The 19453-nt window shown below is 69.2% G+C and carries 18 protein-coding genes; 16 read left to right on the top strand and 2 right to left on the bottom strand.

Annotated elements, in window-relative coordinates; genetic code table 11:
- Positions 1-41 precede the first annotated feature (41 nt).
- On the bottom strand, positions 42-1445 hold the full coding sequence (locus LX13_RS13220; RefSeq protein ID WP_253661747.1) for an aminobutyraldehyde dehydrogenase: 1404 nt from the start codon (positions 1443-1445) through the stop codon (positions 42-44).
- 122 nt (positions 1446-1567) lie between these two features.
- Here LX13_RS13220 and LX13_RS13225 point away from each other — a divergent pair, with 122 nt between their 5' ends.
- From LX13_RS13225 to LX13_RS13275, 11 genes are all read left to right on the top strand, one after another.
- Positions 1568-3121 carry a PucR family transcriptional regulator gene (locus tag LX13_RS13225; RefSeq protein ID WP_253661748.1) on the top strand — a complete coding sequence of 518 codons (1554 nt, stop codon included), beginning with the start codon at positions 1568-1570 and terminating at the stop codon, positions 3119-3121.
- A gap of 97 nt (positions 3122-3218) precedes the next feature.
- Positions 3219-3956, top strand: a complete 738-nt coding sequence (locus tag LX13_RS13230) for a GNAT family N-acetyltransferase (protein WP_253661749.1) — start codon at positions 3219-3221, stop codon at positions 3954-3956.
- A complete protein-coding gene (locus LX13_RS13235) occupies positions 3953-4507 on the top strand; it encodes a PLP-dependent cysteine synthase family protein (RefSeq protein ID WP_253661750.1) in 555 nt (184 codons plus the stop codon). Before LX13_RS13230 ends, LX13_RS13235 begins: the two co-directional genes overlap by 4 nt.
- 198 nt (positions 4508-4705) lie before the next feature.
- Positions 4706-6004 (top strand): HNH endonuclease signature motif containing protein, encoded by a 1299-nt coding sequence (locus LX13_RS13240; protein WP_253661751.1) that lies wholly within the window; start codon positions 4706-4708, stop codon positions 6002-6004.
- Between the two features lie 139 nt (positions 6005-6143).
- On the top strand, positions 6144-6941 hold the full coding sequence (locus tag LX13_RS13245; protein ID WP_253661752.1) for an SDR family NAD(P)-dependent oxidoreductase: 798 nt from the start codon (positions 6144-6146) through the stop codon (positions 6939-6941).
- 169 nt (positions 6942-7110) lie between these two features.
- Entirely contained in the window at positions 7111-8028 is a 918-nt protein-coding gene (locus LX13_RS13250; RefSeq protein ID WP_253661856.1) for an amino acid ABC transporter permease, read from the top strand.
- The gene (locus LX13_RS13255; RefSeq protein WP_253661753.1) at positions 8025-8837 is read left to right on the top strand and encodes an amino acid ABC transporter ATP-binding protein; all 813 of its coding nucleotides are present in this window, start codon (positions 8025-8027) and stop codon (positions 8835-8837) included. The genes LX13_RS13250 and LX13_RS13255 overlap by 4 nt, the downstream gene beginning before the upstream one ends.
- 43 nt (positions 8838-8880) lie before the next feature.
- Positions 8881-9852, top strand: a complete 972-nt coding sequence (locus LX13_RS13260) for an ABC transporter substrate-binding protein (protein WP_253661754.1) — start codon at positions 8881-8883, stop codon at positions 9850-9852.
- 50 nt (positions 9853-9902) lie between these two features.
- Positions 9903-11042 (top strand): FAD-dependent oxidoreductase, encoded by a 1140-nt coding sequence (locus LX13_RS13265; RefSeq protein ID WP_253661755.1) that lies wholly within the window; start codon positions 9903-9905, stop codon positions 11040-11042.
- A gap of 63 nt (positions 11043-11105) precedes the next feature.
- The gene (locus tag LX13_RS13270) at positions 11106-11600 is read left to right on the top strand and encodes a GNAT family N-acetyltransferase (RefSeq protein ID WP_253661756.1); all 495 of its coding nucleotides are present in this window, start codon (positions 11106-11108) and stop codon (positions 11598-11600) included.
- A complete protein-coding gene (locus LX13_RS13275; RefSeq protein ID WP_253661757.1) occupies positions 11597-12778 on the top strand; it encodes an LLM class flavin-dependent oxidoreductase in 1182 nt (393 codons plus the stop codon). The genes LX13_RS13270 and LX13_RS13275 overlap by 4 nt, the downstream gene beginning before the upstream one ends.
- On the opposite strand, the gene LX13_RS13280 is transcribed toward LX13_RS13275, so the two are convergent.
- A complete protein-coding gene (locus LX13_RS13280) occupies positions 12741-13988 on the bottom strand; it encodes an EAL domain-containing protein (RefSeq protein ID WP_253661758.1) in 1248 nt (415 codons plus the stop codon). The two genes, LX13_RS13275 and LX13_RS13280, sit on opposite strands and share 38 nt — an antisense overlap.
- 186 nt (positions 13989-14174) lie before the next feature.
- On the opposite strand from LX13_RS13280, the gene hemL reads away from it, so the two are divergent.
- From hemL to resB, 5 genes are read left to right on the top strand one after another with little or no spacing between them, the layout of a single operon-like run.
- Positions 14175-15536: a glutamate-1-semialdehyde 2,1-aminomutase gene (hemL, locus tag LX13_RS13285; protein ID WP_253661759.1), complete on the top strand. Its 1362-nt coding sequence runs from the start codon at positions 14175-14177 to the stop codon at positions 15534-15536.
- Positions 15537-15558: 22 nt separating this feature from the next.
- The gene (locus LX13_RS13290; RefSeq protein ID WP_253661760.1) at positions 15559-16188 is read left to right on the top strand and encodes a histidine phosphatase family protein; all 630 of its coding nucleotides are present in this window, start codon (positions 15559-15561) and stop codon (positions 16186-16188) included.
- Positions 16189-16199: 11 nt separating this feature from the next.
- Positions 16200-16883: a TlpA family protein disulfide reductase gene (locus tag LX13_RS13295; RefSeq protein WP_253661761.1), complete on the top strand. Its 684-nt coding sequence runs from the start codon at positions 16200-16202 to the stop codon at positions 16881-16883.
- A gap of 19 nt (positions 16884-16902) precedes the next feature.
- On the top strand, positions 16903-17742 hold the full coding sequence (locus tag LX13_RS13300; RefSeq protein WP_253661762.1) for a cytochrome c biogenesis CcdA family protein: 840 nt from the start codon (positions 16903-16905) through the stop codon (positions 17740-17742).
- Complete coding sequence (resB, locus tag LX13_RS13305) at positions 17739-19451, top strand: cytochrome c biogenesis protein ResB (protein WP_253661763.1); 1713 nt, start codon at positions 17739-17741, stop codon at positions 19449-19451. Before LX13_RS13300 ends, resB begins: the two co-directional genes overlap by 4 nt.
- The last annotated feature ends 2 nt before the right edge of the window (positions 19452-19453 follow it).

Consider the following 19453-nt stretch of genomic DNA (forward strand, 5'->3'; position numbering starts at 1 on the left):
CGCGGCCGGGTTACGACCGCGCAGGCGGGGTATGCGGGGTGTCACTCGTCGGAACTCATCACGTGCTTGAGGCGGGTGTAGTCCTCCACGCCGTAAGAGGAGAGGTCCTTGCCGTAACCGGAGTTCTTGAAGCCGCCGTGCGGCATCTCGGCCACCAGCGGGATGTGGCAGTTGATCCACACACAACCGAAATCCAGTGCGGCCGAGAGACGGTTGGCCGTGCCGTGGTCGGTGGTCCAGACGCTCGAGGCGAGTCCGTAGTTCACGTCGTTGGCCATCGAGATGGCCTGCGCCTCGTCGTCGAAGGACTGCACGGTGACCACGGGCCCGAAGGTCTCCTCCTGCACCAGCTTGTCGTCCTGTGCGACACCGGTGATGACGGTCGGCTCGACGAAGAACCCCTTGTCGCCCTTGCGCTTGCCGCCGGCTGCGACGGTCGCGTGCGGGGGAATGGAGTCGAGGATCGACGTGACCTTCGAGAAGTGGTTGATGTTGTTGAGCGGCGGGACCTCGACCGAGGCGGTGTAGCCGACCAGCTTCTCGACGAACGCGTCGTGGATCGAGCTGTGCACGAGGATCCGGGTGACCGCGGTGCAGTCCTGGCCGGCGTTGAAGAACGCGGCGTCGGCGATCGGCTCGACCGCCTTGTCCAGGTCGGCGTCGGCGAAGACCACGGCGGGTGCCTTGCCGCCGAGTTCGAGGTGGGCGCGCTTGAGCTGCTGGGCGGCCGCGACGGCGACCGCGATTCCTGCGCGTACCGATCCGGTGATGGCGACCATGGCCGGTGTCGGGTGGCTGACCACCGCGGCCCCGGTCTCGCCGTTGCCCAGGACCACGTTGAGCACGCCGTCCGGCAGGATGCCCTTGCTGATCTCGGCGAGCACGAGGGTGCTCTCGGGGGTGGTGTCGCTGGGCTTGAGGACGATGGTGTTGCCCGCGGCCAACGCAGGCCCGATCTTCCACAGCGCCATCATCAGCGGGTAGTTCCACGGCGTGACCTGGCCGATGACGCCGACCGGCTCGCGACGGACGTAGGAGGTGAACCCCTCCATGTACTGCCCGGCGGCCTTGCCCTCGAGCAGGCGGGCGGCGCCGGCGAAGAAGCGGATCTGATCCGCGCCGACGGTCACCTCCTCGTCGGCGATCTGCTGTTCGGGCTGACCGGTGTTGCGGGCCTGCGCGGCGACGATGCGGTCCGAGTTCGCCTCGATGGCGTCGGCCAGCTTGAGCAGGGCGGTCTGGCGGGTCTTGGGGGTGGTCTTGCCCCAGGTGGTGAAGGCCTGTGTCGCGGCGGCCATCGCGGCGTCGACGTCGGACGCGGTCGAGATCGGTGAGGACGCCACCACGGACTCGTCGATCGGGTTGACGATGTCGATGGTCTCGGTGGACGCGGACTCGACGAAAGCGCCGTCGATGTAGTTCCGCAGGACGGTGGGGGAGGTCATGGCGCCGCGTGCCTTCCATCGGTGATGTGACGTGCTCAACAGTCTTTCTGCCGGGCCGCGTCGCCGGACCCTGACACTTTGTCCAGAGGGGCGTGCCACACTGTCCGCAATGGAGTGTTCAGGTGTCGTTCGCGCATGTCGGCGGGGTGAGAGCGCTGGGAACCACGGTCGGATGGCTGCTCGACCAGTCGTCGCTGTCGCTGCGGTGCCACGGCGGCGTCGCGGGTCTCGGTCGCGAGATCGACTGTGCGCTGACCTCGGAGTTGGTCGACGCCGCGGAGTGGCTCTCCGGCGGTGAACTGCTGCTCACCACCGGCATGCGGCTGCCACCGGACACGGCGGGTCGGGCGCAGTACCTGCACAGCCTGGCCGAGGTGGGTATCGCCGGGCTCGGGTTCGGGACCGGGCTCGGCTACGACACCGTGCCCACCGACCTCGTGGAGATCGCCGACGCGCTGGGTCTCCCGCTGCTCGAGGTGCCTCGGCCGATCCCGTTCTCGGCCATCGCGCGGATGCTCCTCGACCGGCTGGCCGAGGAGCGCTACGCCCAGTTCACCCGCGCCACCCGGAGCCAGCCCGCCATGACACGGGCCATCATCTCCGGCGGTGTGCCCGGGTTGGTCGCGGAACTGTCCGCGGCACTCGATCGATCCGTCGCGTTCATCGACAGCGACGGGCAGGTCGTGTCGACGACGTCGCGCGGTTCCGCGGCCGCAGGGGCGGACCGGGACAGGGCCGCATTGAGCCACGTTCGTGCGTTGATCGCGCGCGGTCCGATGTCGACGACGGGGGTGACGATCACTGCGGAACACACCATCACCGTGCAGCGCATCAACGCCGGTGCCGGGGTCGTCGGGTACCTCGCGGTCATCGGTGTCGATCCGCTCGGTGACGTGCACAGGGTGCTCGTCGGGCACGCCGCGTCGTTGGTGACGCTGCAGCACGCCGAGGCGGGCAACGTGGCCACCGACCGCGCGGCGTTGCAGTCGGAGATCTTCGACCTCGCGCTGCGCGGGACCACGCCACCGTCTGCTACCGAACTGCTCGCACGCGCCGCCGACGCCGCGGGGCTCGTCCGGGTCGCGGTGTACGAGTTCCGTTCCGCCGCGGTCGCTTCGGCGGCGTTGCAGACCGTCGGGGTCGAGCTCTCCGCACGCTGGCGGCCGGTCTTCACCCTGCAGCGCGACCGTGAGGTGGTGGTGCTCCTGCGCGGGGACGACGACGTTGCCGTGGTCCGCGCGCTCGCCGGCGGGACTCGGATGCGGGCCGGGCTGGGGCCGGTCACCGACCTCGCCGGGCTGGTCTCGTCGGCCGGTCAGGCCCGCCAGGCGGCGCGCAGTGCGTCCGATGGCGAGGTGGTCGACCTCGAGACCACCGGCTCGGTGCTCGCGATCGACGCCGTCCAGGACGGTCTGCGCGGTTTGCACGACGTCCGTCTGGGGCCGCTGATCGCGGTCCGTGAGAGCGGGGGAGCGGACCTGGTGGCCACCCTGCGCGGCTACCTCGAGGCCAACGGGCACTGGGAGACGGCGGCGGCGACTGTCGGTGTGCATCGACACACGTTGCGTCACCGCATCTCTCGTATCGAAGGGTTGCTCGGCGTTGATCTCGGCGACGCCCGCACCCGCGCGGAGCTGTTGCTGATCCTGCTCAGCGGGGATCGCCCGCCCGCGTGATCCCTGCCGGGCGGTGTCGAGAATCAGGCTGATCGCAACCGTGGCCACCGGCCGCGACCGACTCCTAGCCTGAGCCGGTGGACGGCAGGGGCAACGGGTGACGACGGACGCCGCGTCGGCGCGACCCACTGCCGAGGACCTCGCGATCCACCCGCTCGACGACCCGGTGCGGTCGTCTCTACGTGGGGCACACGCCCCGTTCGCCGAATGGTCCGGACGTATTGCCCGCTATCACCACGAGGTCGCTGCCTTCGTCGGTCACCCACCCGTGATGAGTGATCAGGACTGGGTCGATCTCGCCGCGATCGTCGGTCCGTCGACGCCGGTGGCGCTGCGGGGTGCGTACGTGCCGCCCGCCGGCTGGGAGGTGCTCGGGGAGTTCGGCTCGGTGCAGCTCGACGGGTCCGGTCTGGCGGTCGCGCCCGAGCCCGCGGCCATCGTGTTGGGCCCCGAGGACGTCCCCGCGATGCTCGACCTGGTGGCGCGGACCGAGCCCGGACCGTTCCGGATCCGAACCGTCGAGATGGGGACCTACCTCGGGTTCCGGCACGACGGTGAACTGGTCGCTCTGGCCGGTGAGCGCATGCATCCGCTCGGATGGACCGAGATCAGCGCGGTCTGCACTGACCCGCGGTTCCGCAGGCGCGGTCTGAGCACCCGTCTCGTCCGGGCTGTCGGACACGGGATCCGGGCGCGCGGTGAGGTGCCGTTCCTGCACGCGCGCGCCGACAATCTCACGGCGATCCGGCTCTACGAGTCACTGGGATTCACCCTGCGCAAGCGGTCGGTGCTCACCTCGGTCCGAACACCGGCCACCGACCCGTCGCGTCGATGACGTCGTTCGACACCGCGGCCGTTGCCGGCGTGTACGAATCGGTCGCCGATGCGATCGGTAACACCCCGCTCGTCCGGCTGCGCGGGGTCACCGAGGGCATCGAGGCCGCGGTGTACGTAAAACTCGAGTTCCTCAACCCCGGTGGCAGCGTCAAGGATCGCGCGGCGGTGTCGATGATCGACGCCGCCGAACGTGACGGGTCGTTGCGGCCGGGCGGGACGGTGGTCGAGGGCACCTCCGGCAACACCGGCATCGGGTTGACGATGGTCGCCGCCGCACGCGGATATCGCAGCATCGTGGTGGTGCCGGACAAGACGAGCGTCGAGAAGATCGCAACCCTCCGGGCGCACGGGGCCGACGTCCGCTCATCCGACCTCGACGGGGTGTCGGACGACGAACCGACTACATCGGTTGTGACCGAACCACTTCCGCTCGCCGGGGTGGGCGAGGGTCCTGACGTGGTGGCCGGCCGCATCGAAGCCGGTGAACCGTCGGTGGTCATCGTCCGTGGCGGGCGCGTGGTCGAGGTCCGTGACGCGTCCCGGTTCTGACTCATCTGGCTAGCGCGCCGTAACCGTTAGAGGGTGCATCGCGACCTGTGGACAACTACTGTCGCGTCGGGTCTGACGTCGGTGCACGCGTGTACGATGCTTCGGCTGACGGTGACGAGGTACGAAATACATTCATGTTCAACAACATTCACTGAAATTAATGGTTGCACCTCGTTCGAACATGTGTACGATGGAAGCATGAGTGGGGGAACACTTACCGACATCGCCAACGCAGTTGTCGATGAATACGGTTGCAAGCAAACAGTTGTCGCTGATGTCGACGAGCTGATCGTGGACGCGATCCGAGGTGCTGTTGCGTTGCGGGCGGTGGCCGATGACGTGTTGGCGCGGTTGACGGCACAGGCCGAGCGTGTGGGGACGGCGAAGCGGGCGGGGATGTCGCTACGGGAGTTGTTGTGTGCGAATGGGCTGGCTCCCGCTGTCGCGTCCAGGTTGATCCGGCTCGGGCGGGCACTGCAGGTGTTACCGCGGTTGGCGCGCCACAGTCGCAACGGGTCGGTGTCGGCTGAGCACCTCGATGCGGTCGCCCGGGGTGTCGAGCATGTTGTGCGTCGCACCGGGGAGTCCGTGGATTCCGAGGCCATCACCGCGCTCGAGGGCAGTCTGGTCGGCCACGCGGTCGCCGGCACTGCGCCCGCGGAGATCGTGGAACGGGCACGCGCAGTCGCGATCGACATGACCGCGGACAACCCCGAAGGCAGCAACGATCCGGACCGGTTGCCGCCCGCGGAGGACTCGTCCCTCAATGAGTTCGATTGGCGGGCCGGTGATGACGGGCGACTCCGGGGGACCTTCGAGCTCGACGCACTGACCGGCGAACGCCTGATCACCGCACTCGACACCGCATCACGCCCACGACCCGAACCCGACGGCTCCGACGACACACGACCGGCGACACGGCGTCGGGCCGATGCGTTCTCCCAGTTCCTCGAATGCGGCACCCGAGGCCTGTCACCCGACGCAACCCACGCGCCGCCGCGAACCGAGATCCTGCTGACGGTTCCGCTGGAAAGCGATACCGCCACGACGCCGGGTCCGGCGTGGTTGTCGTGGATGGGACCCGTCAGCGACCTCTCCGCCAAGCTCCTGTCCTGCGACGCACGGCTGGCCGGTGTAGGTCTCGACCTCAACGGTGCGCCGGTCTCGATCACCGCACCCGAACGGCTGTTCACCGGGGCCGCCCGCAAAGTCGTGCTGCTACGGGACCGCGGCTGCATCAAATGCGGGGCACCTGCCTCGTGGTGCGATGTCCACCACATCGTCCGTTTCGCCGACGGCGGGCCGACCACCGTCGACAACGGGTGCCTGCTCTGCCGGTCGTGCCACACCGCCGTTCACCACAACGGCTGGGAGATCGTGATGGGCGCCGACCGACACCCCTGGCTCATCCCACCCGCCACCGTCGACCCGCGACGCCGGGCACTACCCGCCTACAACCGACGCACCATGCGACTCGACGACCCCATCGCCGCCTGACCGATTCACGCGGCAACCCAGACCACCCGAATACATGCACCCGCCCCGGCGGGACCGCATCAGCTCTTTGACAACTTCACAGTGTGATCGTCGCCCGAGCGTCCGTAGTGTCGTTCGGACGACTACCGACTGGAGAGACATGGACCTGCAGCTGGACGGCAAGCGTGCGATCGTGACCGGTGGGAGCCGCGGCATCGGTCGCGCGATCGCCCGGGCACTGGCGGCCGAGGGCGCGAGCGTCGTCATCGCCTCCCGCGGTGAAGAAGCCCTCGCCGCGGCGGCGGCGGAGCTGACGACCGACACGGGAGGACGGGTGATCGCCGTTCCCGTCGACACCGGTGACCAGGGATCTGTGGACCGGTTGGTCGAACGGACCGTGGCCGAACTCGGCGGCGTCGACATCCTCGTGAACTCGGCCGCGACGCCGTGGAGCTCGGGCAAGCCCACCGACTTCGACTCGATCACCGACGATGTGGTGCGCGAGGAGATCGAGATCAAGGTGCTCGGCTATCTGCGGACGGCGCGTGCGGTGTCACCGCATCTGATAGCCCAGGGCTGGGGCCGCATCATCAACATCAGTGGTCTCGGTGCGCGGCAGGCGAACTCGATCGCTCAGACGGTGCGCAACGTCAGCGTGTCCGCGTTGACGAAGAACCTGGCGGACGAGTTGGGACCGAAGGGGATCAACGTCACCGTCGTGCACCCCGGCCTCACCCGGACCGAGCGGCTCGACACCAGGCTCGCCGAACGCGCGGCCCGGGAGTCGGTTCCGGTGGCCGACCTCGAACGGGAGCTGGCGACCAACTCGATCCGCCGGGTCGTCGACGCCTCCGAGGTGGCCGATGTCGTCGCGTTCCTCGCCTCCCCGCGGAGCATCGCGATCACCGGCGACGCGATCGCCGCGGGCGGCGGTGTGCCGGGACCGGTCTACTACTGAGGACCGTCGCCGACCGTCTTGCTCGAATCGCGGTGGTTTGAAATATCGCCGTATCGCGCAGGCAACCGTAGGTTTCTCCCCAGCCATCAATGGGAGAGACAACGACGTGACCGCTGTAATACCCGGTGACACATCGCGTTCGCGCGACACCGCACCCGACGACGACGACCTGCCGGTCGCCGCCGAGGAGTTGACCGTTGCCCGGACCTGGCACCCGTGGCGATGGGTGATCAGCATCGTGACGCTGGTCCTGGCGGCCCAGTTCGTCCACGGCCTGGCCACCAACGCCGGCTGGGACTGGGGCACGTTCGCCGAGTACTTCACCGCGAAGTCGGTGATGGCCGCACTGTGGCTGACGATCCAGCTGACCTTCTGGGGAACCCTCATCGGCTTCGCGTTCGGCATCGCCCTTGCGGCGGCACGGTTGTCGCAGAATCCTGTGCTGCAGGTGATCTCGTGGTTCTACATCTGGGCGTTCCGGTCGATACCGCTGATCGTGCAGCTGCTGTTCTGGTTCAACATCGCCTACCTGTACCAAACCCTGTCGTTGGGAATCCCTTTCGGACCTGCGTTCTTCACCTTCAACGTGAACAGCGTCATCAGCGGCTCGACGGCGGCGATCATCGGTCTCGCGCTGCACCAGGCCGCCTACTCGGCGGAGATCGTCCGGGCCGGCATCATCTCGGTCGACCAGGGACAGCTCGAGGCGGCGGCGGCCCTGGGGATCCCGAGGCGCCGGGAGTTCTTCAAAATCGTGCTCCCGCAGGCCATGCGCGGCATCCTCCCGAACGCCGCCAACGAGGTCATCTCGCTGTTCAAGGGCACCTCGATCGTGTCGGTGATGGCGATCGCCGAGCTGTTCTACCAGGTCCAGGTGATCTACGGCCGCAGCGGCCGCGTCGTCCCGATGCTCATGGTGGCAACCGTCTGGTACATCATCCTGACCTCGCTGCTCTCGGTCGTGCAGTTCTACGTCGAGCGCCACTACGCCAAGGGTGCACTGCGCACCGTTCCGTTGACGCCCATCCAGCAGGTCCGCGCCAAGCTCGCCGCTCTGCCGCTGTCACCGAGGGGTGCGACCCGATGACCACGACCCAGCCGACCCCGGCCCCGGCGACAGCACCGATCGAGCACTCGCGCTTCGCGATCGAGGCGAGGGGGGTCCACAAGTCCTTCGGCGCACTCGAGGTCCTCAAGGGCGTGGACCTGACCGTGCGGCCCGGGGAGGTCACCGCCATCCTGGGCCCGTCGGGGTCGGGCAAGTCGACCCTGGTACGGACGCTGAACCACCTGGAGAAGGTCGACGCCGGCGTGGTCCGGGTCGACGGCGAACTGGTCGGCTACCGACTCAAGGGCCGCAAACTCCATGAGCTCCGCCCCCGCGAGATCCTGCGCCAGCGCTCGCAGATCGGCTTCGTCTTCCAGAACTTCAACCTTTTCCCACATCTGACGGTGCTGGAGAACGTCGTGGAGGCACCGATCTCGGCGCAGCGTCGCAACCGGGCCGAGGTGGAGCGCGAGGCGCGTGAGTTGCTCGAGCGCGTGGGTGTCGGCGACAAGGCCCATGACTACCCGCGGCGACTGTCCGGCGGTCAGCAGCAGCGCGTCGCCATCGCCCGGGCGCTGGCCCTGCGTCCCAAGGTGATCCTGTTCGACGAACCGACGTCGGCTCTCGACCCGGAGCTGGTCGGTGAGGTGCTCGAGGTCATCCGGGCGCTCGCCGCCGACGGCGCCACCCTGGTGATCGTGACCCACGAGGTCGGGTTCGCCCGCGAGGTCGCCGACACCGTGGTCTTCATGGACGGCGGGTTGATCGTCGAACAGGGCACGCCTGCCGAGGTTTTCGACCATCCCGTGCATGCCCGCACCAAGACTTTCCTGTCCCACGTCCTGTAGACGAATCGCCTTCCGCGGTTCGCGCATTCGAGAAAGCAGTCCCATGTCCCGATCGAGCAGGCGCCTCGCGTCTGTGTTGTCCGCGGTGGCCGTCGTCGCGTTGCTCGCCAGCGCATGCAGCGAACCGACCACCGACAACACCCTGACCGCCCAGAACGGCCAGTCGTTCGACCTGTCGCCGCAGCAGTCGGGCCGGATCACGACCGCGAAGGTGGACTCCATCGCCGCCGAGCTGCCCGCCGCGGTCCGTGACAGCGGAACCCTGCGCGTCACCGGGACGGTCGGCACCACACCGCCGCTGGCCTTCTTCGCCACCGACAACGCGACCGTCATCGGCAGCGAGGTCGACTTCGCCCACCTTATCGGCGATGTCCTCGGCCTCAAAGTGGTTCGTACGAACGGCGACTGGGCGCAGAACTTCGTCAAGGTCGACTCGAACCAGGTCGACCTGTTCGTAAACAACGTCACGGTGACCGAGGAGCGCAAGGAGAAGTACGACTTCGCCACCTACCGCCAGGACAACCTCGCGCTCGAGGTCCCGAAGGACTCGACGTGGACCTACAAGGACCGCAAGGACATCGCGGGCAAGAAGATCGGCGTCAGCTCGGGTACGAACCAGGAGCAACTGCTCGTCGACTGGAATGCTCAGAACGTCGCCGAGGGCCTCGAGCCGGCGCAGATCTTCTACTACCAGAACGCCGCCGACTACTACCTCGCACTGAGCTCGAAGCGCATCGACGGCTACCTGGGCCCCAACCCGTCGGCGGTGTTCCACGTGGCGAGCAAGAAGGAGAGCAAGATCATCGCCACGTACTCCGGAGCGGGCGACGCCCTGCAGGGCGAGATCGCGGTGCTGGCCAAGAAGAACAACGGTCTGATCAAGGCGGTCAGCGACGCCCTCAACCACGTGATCGCCAACGGCGACTACAAGAAGGTCCTCGACCGCTGGGGCCTGGACGCCGAGGCCGTGACGTCGTCGGTCATCAACCCGCCCGGCCTGCCCAAGAAGTCCTGATGGGGCAGAAGTCGTGACGTGTGAGCAGCGCTGATGTGTAGGCATTCGTAGTGCACGTGGTCGTGATCGGCGGCGGCATCGTCGGTGCCTCCTCGGCCTGGAGCCTCGCGCTGCGGGGGATCACGGTGACCCTGCTGGAGCAGCTCGGACCGGGCCACCCCTTCGGCGCGTCCCACGGCACCTCCCGCATCTTCCGGTGCGGCTACGGCAACGACACCTACACGGCGCTGGCGGCACACGCGGGCCGACTGTGGGACGAGCTCGACGCGGTCTCCGGCGAGGAGCCGGTGCTGACGCGGACCGGCGCGGTCGACCACGGACCGTGTACGGCCACGGGATCGCGCGCACGATCGCTGGCCCGGGTCGGCTGTGACTCGGAGATCCTCGAACCGCGTGCGGCCGAGAAGCGCTGGTCCGGGATGCGGTTCGACTCCTCGGTGCTGCACCACCGTGACGCCGGTCGCCTGCACGCCGACCGCGCACTGGCGTCGATCGTCGCGCGCGCCCGGGAGCGCGGCGCCGACGTGCACCACAACCGCCCGGTGCGCGCGGTCCGGGACGGCAGTCGGGGACTCGAGGTCGTCACCGACTCCGGCGTCGTGCACGCCGACCGCCTGGTGATCGCCGCGGGAGCCTGGAGTGGTGCGTTCGTCGCCGCCCTGCCCGAGACGGAACGCGCAGGCATCGACCTCCCGGAGCTGCGGACGACCCAGGAGCAGCCCGCGCACTTCGTGCCCACCGCGCAGGGAGACCACTGGCCGAGCTTCGTGCACCACGCAGGCGGCGCCCTCGACGAATGTGACCACGCCGGCGGGATCTACGGCCTGTCGTCGGAGGACGGCATCAAGATCGGCGAGCACGCGACCGGCCCCGAGGTAACCCCCGCGACCCGGGACTTCTGCCCCGACCCCGCCACCGAGCAGCGACTGCGCGAGTACGCGCACCGATGGCTCCCGGGCGTCGACCCGACCTCGGCACGTTCGCTGACGTGTCTCTACACCTGCACCCCGGACCACGACTTCGTGATCGACCGCGGCGCACGCGTCACCGTGGCCGCCGGGTTCTCCGGTCACGGCTTCAAGTTCGCGCCGGCGGTGGGCGAATACGTCGCCGATCTGACGCTGGGGGAGTCGACCCTGCCGGTCGCCGGTCTGTCGCAACTGTTCGGATTCGGCAGCCATGTCCGCTGACACCGCCCGCCGCGGGCCGCACGGCCCGGAATCGATGGCCCGCGAACGAGGTTGGTTCCCGACGTGACCGCACCGGAACTCACCGTCGCGCGGGTGGACCAGTCCGATCCGCGCGCACAGCCGTTGCTGGCCGAGCTGGCCGTCGAGTACAGCAGTCGATACGGCGGAACCGCCGACGAGATGTACGCCGACCTCGTCGCCTACCCGGCCGCCGAGTTCGCCCCGCCGGACGGCGCCCTGGTGGTCATCGCGCGTGGCGACGAGGTGGTCGCAGGCGGCGCCTTCCGACGGCTCGACCCCGAGACCGCGGAACTGAAGCGGATCTGGACGTCGGCGGCGCACCGTCGCCGCGGCCTCGCCCGACGTGTGCTGGTCGAACTGGAGCGCGAGATCGCCGAACTGGGTTATCAGCGTGTCCATCTGACGACGGGCTGGCGGCAACCCGAGGCGGTCGCGCTGTACCTCGCTGCGGGCTACACGGCCCTGTACGACCCGTCCGTCCCCGCCGAGGAGATCGGTCCGCACCCGTTCGAGAAGCGGATCGGAGCCACCCGATGACCGACACCGACACCCCCGCGCCGCCGAGGTTCCATTGGTTCCTGCCGACCGGCGGCGACGACGAGCGACTCGGCGCCCGCTCCCACGGCGCCATCCTCGGCGCGACCGGTTCCGGATCCGGTGTCGCGCCGCCCGTCGACCCCGGGCACCGCGACCCCACTCTCGCGCACCTCACCGAACTCGTTCGCACGGTGGAGCACTGGGGGTTCGAGGCCGTCCTGACCCCGACCGGTGGTCACTGTGAGGACGCGTGGGTCGTCACGTCGGCCCTGATCCCGGCGACGACGCGGCTGAAGTTCCTCGTCGCGTTCCGGCCGGGTGCGGTCGCGCCGGTGCTCTCGGCGCAGATGGTCAGCACCTTCCACCGCCTGTCGGGCGGGCGCATCCTGCTCAACGTCGTCGTCGGTGGCGACGACGCCGAGCAACGTGCCTACGGCGACACCCTGCCCAAGGACGAGCGCTACGCCCGTGCCGAGGAGTTCCTGCAGATCGCCCGCGACGTCGGCGACGGCCGACCGGTCGCCGTGGACAGCAGGTTCCACACCGTGGATCGCCCGGTCGGGGCCGGTTTCGCCGGAGCGCCGCCGGTACCGCTGCCCGACGTCTACCTGGGCGGCTCGTCGGACGCCGCCGTCGAGGTCGCCGCGAAGCAGGCCGATGTGTACCTGTCCTGGGGTGAGCCGCCGGATGCGGTGGCCGACAAAATCGCTCGGGTCCGTGACCGTGCGGCCGCGCACGGTCGGAGCATCCGGGGCGGCATCCGCCTGCATGTCATCACCAGAGACTCCGCGGAGGAGGCCTGGGCGCGTGCCGACGAGCTCATCGGCGGCGTCGACTCCGAGACCGTTGCCACCCGGCAGGCGCAGCTCGCGGCCATCGGATCCGAGGGCCAACGCCGCATGCTCGCCCTGCACGGCGGCGACCGAGACCGGCTGCTCGTGGGACCGAACCTGTGGGCAGGCATCGGGCTCGTCCGCGGCGGCGCCGGGACCGCGCTCGTCGGCAGTCACGACGAGGTCGCCGAGCGCATCGAGGAGTACCGGGCCGCGGGCGTCGAGGAGTTCATCTTCTCCGGCTATCCGCACATCGCGGAGGCGGAGCAATTCGGTGCCGGCGTGCTGAGCAGGTACCGGCAGCAGGTCAGCGCAGGGTCGGACCGTTCGGCGCGAGACGGCTGACCAGGCACCGGGCCACGTCGCGGGCCGCCGAGCGCGAGTGGGTGAAGTACCAGGCGTAGCGCCGCTGTGCCAGCGGCCCGCTGTCGCCGAGGTCGCGGGCCACCACGGCCGCCGCGGTCGTCTGGGTCAGGATGGCGACCGCGAACTGGTCGTCGAACCCGGGATCGGCCGGTCCGGCGACGCGGACACCCGGAACGTTCAGATCGCGCGCCCCCACCACCCCGACCAGGGTGTGCTTGGCCGCCAACTCCGCGTACCGGAACGCGAACCGGTCGATGAACGACGACCGGTTCTGCACCGCCACCGCGATGCACCCGGGCGTGATCAGTTCCTCGCCGAACGAGGTGATCGTGTCCAGGACGCCCGCGATGGTCCCGTAGGTCGTGACCTGCGGTGGCATCCGGGCCAGGACGTCCGCGGGGTTCGTCAACGGCTCGGTCAGGGTCTCGATCAGCGGGATGGCGAGATGCTCCGGTGGCCCGACCGGCCCCGTCGGCGCCGGTTCGGGCCGACCGAGCAGGTACCCCTGACCGAGCGTCGCGCCGACGGTCCGCGCCACCCCGAGATCGTCGACGTTCTCGATGCCCTCGGCGAGGATCGACGCCCCGGTGGCCGAGGCGTAATCGACCACGGCCGAGACGGTCTCGTTGAACTCGGGGGACAACGGCTCGGCCAGGATCCGTCGGTCGAGTTTGACGACGTCGGGCAGCACGAGCGGGAGCAGCGCCAGCGACTCGGGGTTGAGTCCCACGTCGTCGAGGGCGATGCCGCACCCGCGGTCGCGGGCCCAGTCGACCGCGGCCAACACCGACGCGGGGTCGACGAGCAGGTCGCGCTCGGTGATCTCGACGACGACCTGCAGATCGCGCTCGGTGATCTCGCGGAACCGCTCCCCGGGGAACGGCCACCGGGGCGACGAACTCAGCGTCGTCGGCTCCACGTTGATGAACACGCTCATCGGGCGGGTCAGACGGGCGTCGAGCGCACCGACGACGGCCGCACGTCGGCAGGCCCAGTCCAGTTCGCCGAGGCGTCCGTGCTGCCGCGCGTGGTCGAACACGTCGGTCGGGCTCACGTCCGGCGCCGACGGCCAGCGGGCGAGCGCCTCGTAGCCGACGACCGTCATCGAATCGAGGTCGACGATGGGTTGGAACTGCGGCTCGACCGGACTGCCCAGCACCTCGTCGAGGCGACGGCCGGCACTGACCACGCTGCAGCCTCCTGTCCGGACGCGAATCCGCGGCGAACCCTCACGGTCTGAAGGCTCGGATCGGTAGTTGCCGACACGCAACCACCGATCCTTCAGATTGTGTCCGACTGGACCTGTTTTGCCAGCCGCATCGCCGATCGCCCCGCAAAACCCCAGGTGGACGCTCCCCCCGCGGAGCCCGCAGAAATGTTTGGAACACTGGACGACGTGACCGACCCCCGAACCGCCATCTCGACCCGACGATCGGGTGAACTCTTCGACCGCGCCTGCGAGGCCATCCCGGGCGGCGTCAACTCACCCGTCCGGGCGTTCTCGTCGGTCGGGGGCACGCCGAGGTTCATCACCAGCGCGCAGGGATGCCGCCTGACCGACGCCGACGACAACGTCTACATCGACCTCATCAGCTCCTGGGGCCCGATGATCCTGGGCCACGCCCACCCCGAGGTCGTCGCCGCGGTCCAGAAGGCGGCCTCGACCGGGTTGTCGTTCGGCGCCCCGACGGAGGCCGAGATCGACCTGGCCGAGGCCATCATCGGCCGCGTCGCGCCGGTGGAGCAGGTCCGGCTGGTCAACTCCGGCACCGAGGCGACGATGTCGGCGGTCCGACTGGCCCGCGGGTTCACCGGTCGCACCAAGATCGTGAAGTTCTCCGGCTGCTACCACGGCCACGTCGACGCCCTGCTGGCCGACGCCGGCTCGGGCGTCGCGACACTCGGTCTGCCGACCTCGCCCGGCGTCACCGGCGCCCAGGCCGCCGACACCCTCGTCCTGCCCTACAACGACCTCCCCGCACTCGAGGCCGCGTTCGCCGAGCACCCCGACGAGATCGCGTGCGTCATCACCGAGGCCGCCGCGGGCAACATGGGTGCGATCGCGCCGCTGCCCGGCTTCAACCAGGGCCTGCGCGACCTCACCACGAAGTACGGCGCGTTGCTGATCGTCGACGAGGTGATGACCGGTTTCCGCGTCACCCGCTCGGGGTGGTTCGGGATCGACGGTGTCGCCGGCGACCTCTACACCTTCGGAAAGGTGATGAGCGGCGGCCTGCCCGCCGCGGCGTTCGGCGGCCGTGCCGACGTGATGGCGCGCCTGGCGCCGGCCGGGCCCGTTTATCAGGCCGGGACGTTGTCGGGGAACCCCGTCGCGGTCGCCGCGGGACTGGCCACCCTCAACGCCGCCGACGACGCCGTCTATGCGGCACTCGACGCCAACTCGCACCGCATCGGAGACCTGATCGGTGACGCGCTGACCACGGCGGGCGTCGGCCACCGCGTGCAGTACGCAGGCAACCTCGTCAGTGTGTTCTTCACCTCTGACCCGGAGACGGCCATCACCGACTACGCCGGCGTCAAGACCAGCGAGACCTGGCGTTTCCCCGCGTTCTTCCACGCGCTGCTCTCCCGTGGCGTCTACCCACCACCCAGTGCCTTCGAGGCGTGGTTTGTGTCTGCTGCGCTGGACGAGGATGCTTTCGGTGTCATCGCCGATGCCATGCCGGCAGCCGCGCAGGCGGCCGCTGCGGCACCCGAGCCGGACCAGGCTCACTGATGTGTCCCGAGGAGCTCCACTGATGCAGCGCACGATCGTGCACATGATGCGGCACGGCGAGGTCCACAACCCCGAGGGAATCCTCTACGGGCGCCTGCCGAACTTCCACCTCTCCGAGACCGGCGCGCGCCAGGCCTCCGCGGTCGCCGACTCACTCGCCGACCACGACATCACCGCGGTGTTCGCCTCGCCGCTACAGCGTGCGCAGGAGACCGCGACCCCGATCGCGACGTCCCACGGCCTCGACATCATCACCGCCGACGGCCTCATCGAGGCCGACAACGTCTTCGAGGGACTCAAGGTCTCGGTGGGCGACGGTGCGCTGCGCCGGCCGCGGAACTGGCCCAAGATGCGCGACCCGTTCACCCCGTCGTGGGGCGAGCCGTACATCCAGCTCGCGCACCGCATGCTCGCCGTGGCCACCAAGGCCCGCGACACCGCGAAGGGTCACGAGGCCGTCTGCGTCAGCCACCAGCTGCCGGTGTACACCCTGCGCCGGTTCCTGGAGGGTCAGCGTCTCTGGCACGACCCACGCAAGCGGCAGTGCTCGCTCGCGTCGGTCACCAGCCTGATGTACGACGGCGACGCCCTCGTCGACATCGTCTACTCCGAGCCCGCGGGCGCCTCGGACCCCCGCGCCACGGGGGCCTGACACCCGACCTCATGAGCACCCGCAGTCATCCGACAGTCACGCGACCCGCGTCACCCGGTCGCAGCACCCGAGCCCGAGCGGCCCTGGTCACTGTCCTGTCGGCGGTGCTCGTCGTCGTGGTCGGATGCGGGACCGGTGACGACGCGGTCGTGCAGGGCGACACCTTCCAGTTCGTCTCACCCGGCGGCAACACCCAGATCACCTACGACCCGCCCGCCTCGCGCAAGAAGGTCGCCGACCTCAGCGGCGAGGAGGTCGTCTCGGGCAAGCGCATCGGCCTGACCGACTTCACCGGCCAGGTCGTCGTGGTCAACGTGTGGGGGCAGTGGTGCGCACCGTGTCGCGCCGAGGCGCCCGACCTCGAGCAGGTCTACGAGGAGAACAAGGACGCAGGCGTCGCGTTCCTGGGCATCAACTTCCGCGACAACCGCCAGGACGCCAAGGACTACATCGCCAACCAGAACCTCGCGTACCCGTCGATCTTCGACTACCCGGGTCGCACCCTGGTCCGTCTGACGACCCCGACCTCGGTGGTCCCGACCACCGTCGTCCTCGACCGCTACCACCGTGCGGCCGCGGTCTACCTGCGGACCGTCTCCGCCGAGGAACTCGACCCGTTGGTGAAACGGCTTGCGGCCGAGCCGTACACGGCCGGATCGGCGCCTGCGTCGTCGCAGGCGAAGGTACCGTCATGACCCCCGCGGCAGATCCGCGATGAGCGCGACGGACCTCGCGTCGGTGGGCACCACGTTCCAGTCGACGGTGCTGAGCGGACCGATCCTGTTGGCGCTCGGTGCCTGCGCACTGGCCGGACTGGTGTCGTTCGCGTCGCCGTGTGTGGTCCCGCTCGTCCCCGGCTACCTCTCGTACCTGGCCGGTCTCGTCGGCGCGGAGTCGCCGCCGGTCCGCGTGGGCGACCAGGTCGGCGCCGGGAGCGAGGCGAGCGGACCGCGTCGGTCGTTGTCCGGCCGCGCCCGCGTCGCCGGCGCGGCACTGCTGTTCGTCCTCGGGTTCACCGTTGTCTTCGTCCTGGCCACCGCGTCCGTCTTCGGCATCACGTCGGCGTTCGTGCTCAATCGTGAACTGCTGCAACGTATCGGCGGGGTCGTCACCATCGCGATGGGCCTGGCGTTCATCGGACTGATCCCGATCATGCAGCGCGACGCCCGGTTCCATCCGCGGCTGGTGTCGAACCTCGTCGGTGCACCGCTGCTCGGTGCGGTCTTCGCCCTCGGGTGGACACCGTGCCTCGGGCCGACGCTCTCGGCGGTCATCGTCACCGCCAGCGGTACCGAGGGATCCACCGCGTTCCGCGGCGTCATCCTGATCATCGCCTACTGCCTCGGCCTGGGGCTGCCGTTCGTCCTGCTCGCCTTCGGGTCGGCGTCGGCGCTGCGGGCGGTCGGATGGATGCGACGCAACGCCCGCACCATCCAGATCGTCGGCGGGATCCTGCTCATCGCCGTGGGCGTCGCGCTGGTCACCGGACTCTGGGACCAGTTCATCACCTGGGTGCGCGATGCTTTCGTCTCCGACACGGAATTGCCGATATGACCGACACCTTGACCCGCCCCGCGGCCCCCACACCGCCGCCCGCGCCGACGTGGAAGCGTCGCCTGTGGTGGCCGGCCCGCAACACGTGGCGGTCGCTGACCTCGATGCGCACGGCGCTCGCACTGCTGTTCCTGCTCGCGCTGGCCGCGGTGCCCGGCGCCCTGCTGCCGCAGCGGTCGCTCAACGAGCAGAAGACCGCCTCCTACATCGCCGACCACGGCCTGCCCGCCCGGATCATGGACCGCCTCGGTCTCTTCGAGGTCTTCTCCAGCATCTGGTTCACCGCCATCTACGTGCTGCTGTTCATCTCACTGGTGGGATGTCTGACGCCGCGCATGATCGAGCACGCGAAGTCGCTGCGCGCCCGCCCGGTCGCCACCCCGCGCAACCTGACCCGCCTGCCGCGTCACGAACGCCACGAGGTCGTCGGCACCCCCGACGAGATCGGGCAGCGGCTGATGGGCAACCTGCGCGGCTGGCGCAAGGTGAGTTCGACCGTCACCCACACCGACGCGGACGGGACCACGCGGGAGGTCGTCGAGATCTCGGCCGAGAAGGGCTATCTGCGCGAGTTCGGCAACCTCGTCTTCCACTTCGCACTGCTCGCGCTGCTCGTCTCGATCGCCGCGGGCAAGATCTACGGCTACGAGGGCACCCGCATCCTTGTCGCCGACGGCGACCAGGGTCTGTGCAACACCTCCACCGCGGTCTACGACTCCTTCCGCGGCGGCAATCTCGTCGACGGCACCCAGCTCGCACCGTTCTGCGTGCAGGTCGATTCGTTCAAGGCCGACTACCTGCCGAACGGGCAGGCCGACCAGTATTCGGCGAAGGTCCGCTACCAGACCGGGTCCGACCTCGACACCGGCGACTCCAAGCCGGCCACCCTCAAGGTCAACGACCCGTTGCGCGTCGTCGGGGACCGCGTCTACCTCCTCGGCCACGGATACGCGCCCACCTTCACCGTCACGTTCCCCAACGGGGAGAAGCGCACCCAGACGGTGCCGTTCACCCCGAACGAGGCGGTCACGCTGCTGTCGTCGGGCGCCGCGCGCTTCGACACCCCCGGCGGGCTCTACCCCAACGAGGACGTGCGCCGGAAGAACCAGATCGCGCTCGAGGGACTGTTCGCGCCGACGGCGCTGTACTCGGGCAGCAACAACACGCTGCTGTCGTCGTCGTTCCCCGATGCCCGCGACCCCGCCGTCGCCATCCGCATCTACAAGGGCGACACCGGCCTCGACACCGGCCGGCCGCAGAACGTCTACTCGCTCGACCAGAACCTGATCAACCAGGGACGGCTGATCCAGAAGGATCAGGTCAACCTGACGCCCGGTCAGACCGCGACGATCGACGACGGCACCAGGGTCAGCTTCGACGGCTACCAACCGTGGGTGTCACTGCAGGTGTCGCACGACCCCGCGCAGCAGTACGTGTTGATCTCGGCGATCGCGATGTTGCTGGGGCTGTTGGTGTCGCTGCTCATCAAGCGGCGTCGCGTGTGGGCCCGGCTCACACCGTCACACGGGCCGTCTCCGACGGCGGCGGATGAGGGCACCGGCGACAAACGACTTACAGTAGTAGAGATGGCGGGTCTGGCCCGCACGGATCAGGCCGGCTGGGGCGAAGGCTTCGGTGACCTGGTGAAGCGGTTGCTGGAGATCGACGACCCAGCGCGAACCGGACGACGCACGACCAGCGAGAGGTGACC

Origin of the sequence: Williamsia maris (genome assembly GCF_024171815.1) — a bacterium.
GTDB classification, from domain to species: domain Bacteria; phylum Actinomycetota; class Actinomycetes; order Mycobacteriales; family Mycobacteriaceae; genus Williamsia_A; species Williamsia_A maris.

Coding starts and splice junctions, on each gene's coding strand:
- LX13_RS13220 (WP_253661747.1), bottom strand. CDS start 1,445: ATGACCTCCCCCACCGTCCTGCGGAACTACATCGACGGCGCTTTCGTC.
- LX13_RS13235 (WP_253661750.1), top strand. CDS start 3,953: ATGACGTCGTTCGACACCGCGGCCGTTGCCGGCGTGTACGAATCGGTC.
- LX13_RS13240 (WP_253661751.1), top strand. CDS start 4,706: ATGAGTGGGGGAACACTTACCGACATCGCCAACGCAGTTGTCGATGAA.
- LX13_RS13245 (WP_253661752.1), top strand. CDS start 6,144: ATGGACCTGCAGCTGGACGGCAAGCGTGCGATCGTGACCGGTGGGAGC.
- LX13_RS13255 (WP_253661753.1), top strand. CDS start 8,025: ATGACCACGACCCAGCCGACCCCGGCCCCGGCGACAGCACCGATCGAG.
- LX13_RS13260 (WP_253661754.1), top strand. CDS start 8,881: ATGTCCCGATCGAGCAGGCGCCTCGCGTCTGTGTTGTCCGCGGTGGCC.
- LX13_RS13275 (WP_253661757.1), top strand. CDS start 11,597: ATGACCGACACCGACACCCCCGCGCCGCCGAGGTTCCATTGGTTCCTG.
- hemL (WP_253661759.1), top strand. CDS start 14,175: ATGTTTGGAACACTGGACGACGTGACCGACCCCCGAACCGCCATCTCG.
- LX13_RS13290 (WP_253661760.1), top strand. CDS start 15,559: ATGCAGCGCACGATCGTGCACATGATGCGGCACGGCGAGGTCCACAAC.
- LX13_RS13295 (WP_253661761.1), top strand. CDS start 16,200: ATGAGCACCCGCAGTCATCCGACAGTCACGCGACCCGCGTCACCCGGT.
- LX13_RS13300 (WP_253661762.1), top strand. CDS start 16,903: ATGAGCGCGACGGACCTCGCGTCGGTGGGCACCACGTTCCAGTCGACG.
- resB (WP_253661763.1), top strand. CDS start 17,739: ATGACCGACACCTTGACCCGCCCCGCGGCCCCCACACCGCCGCCCGCG.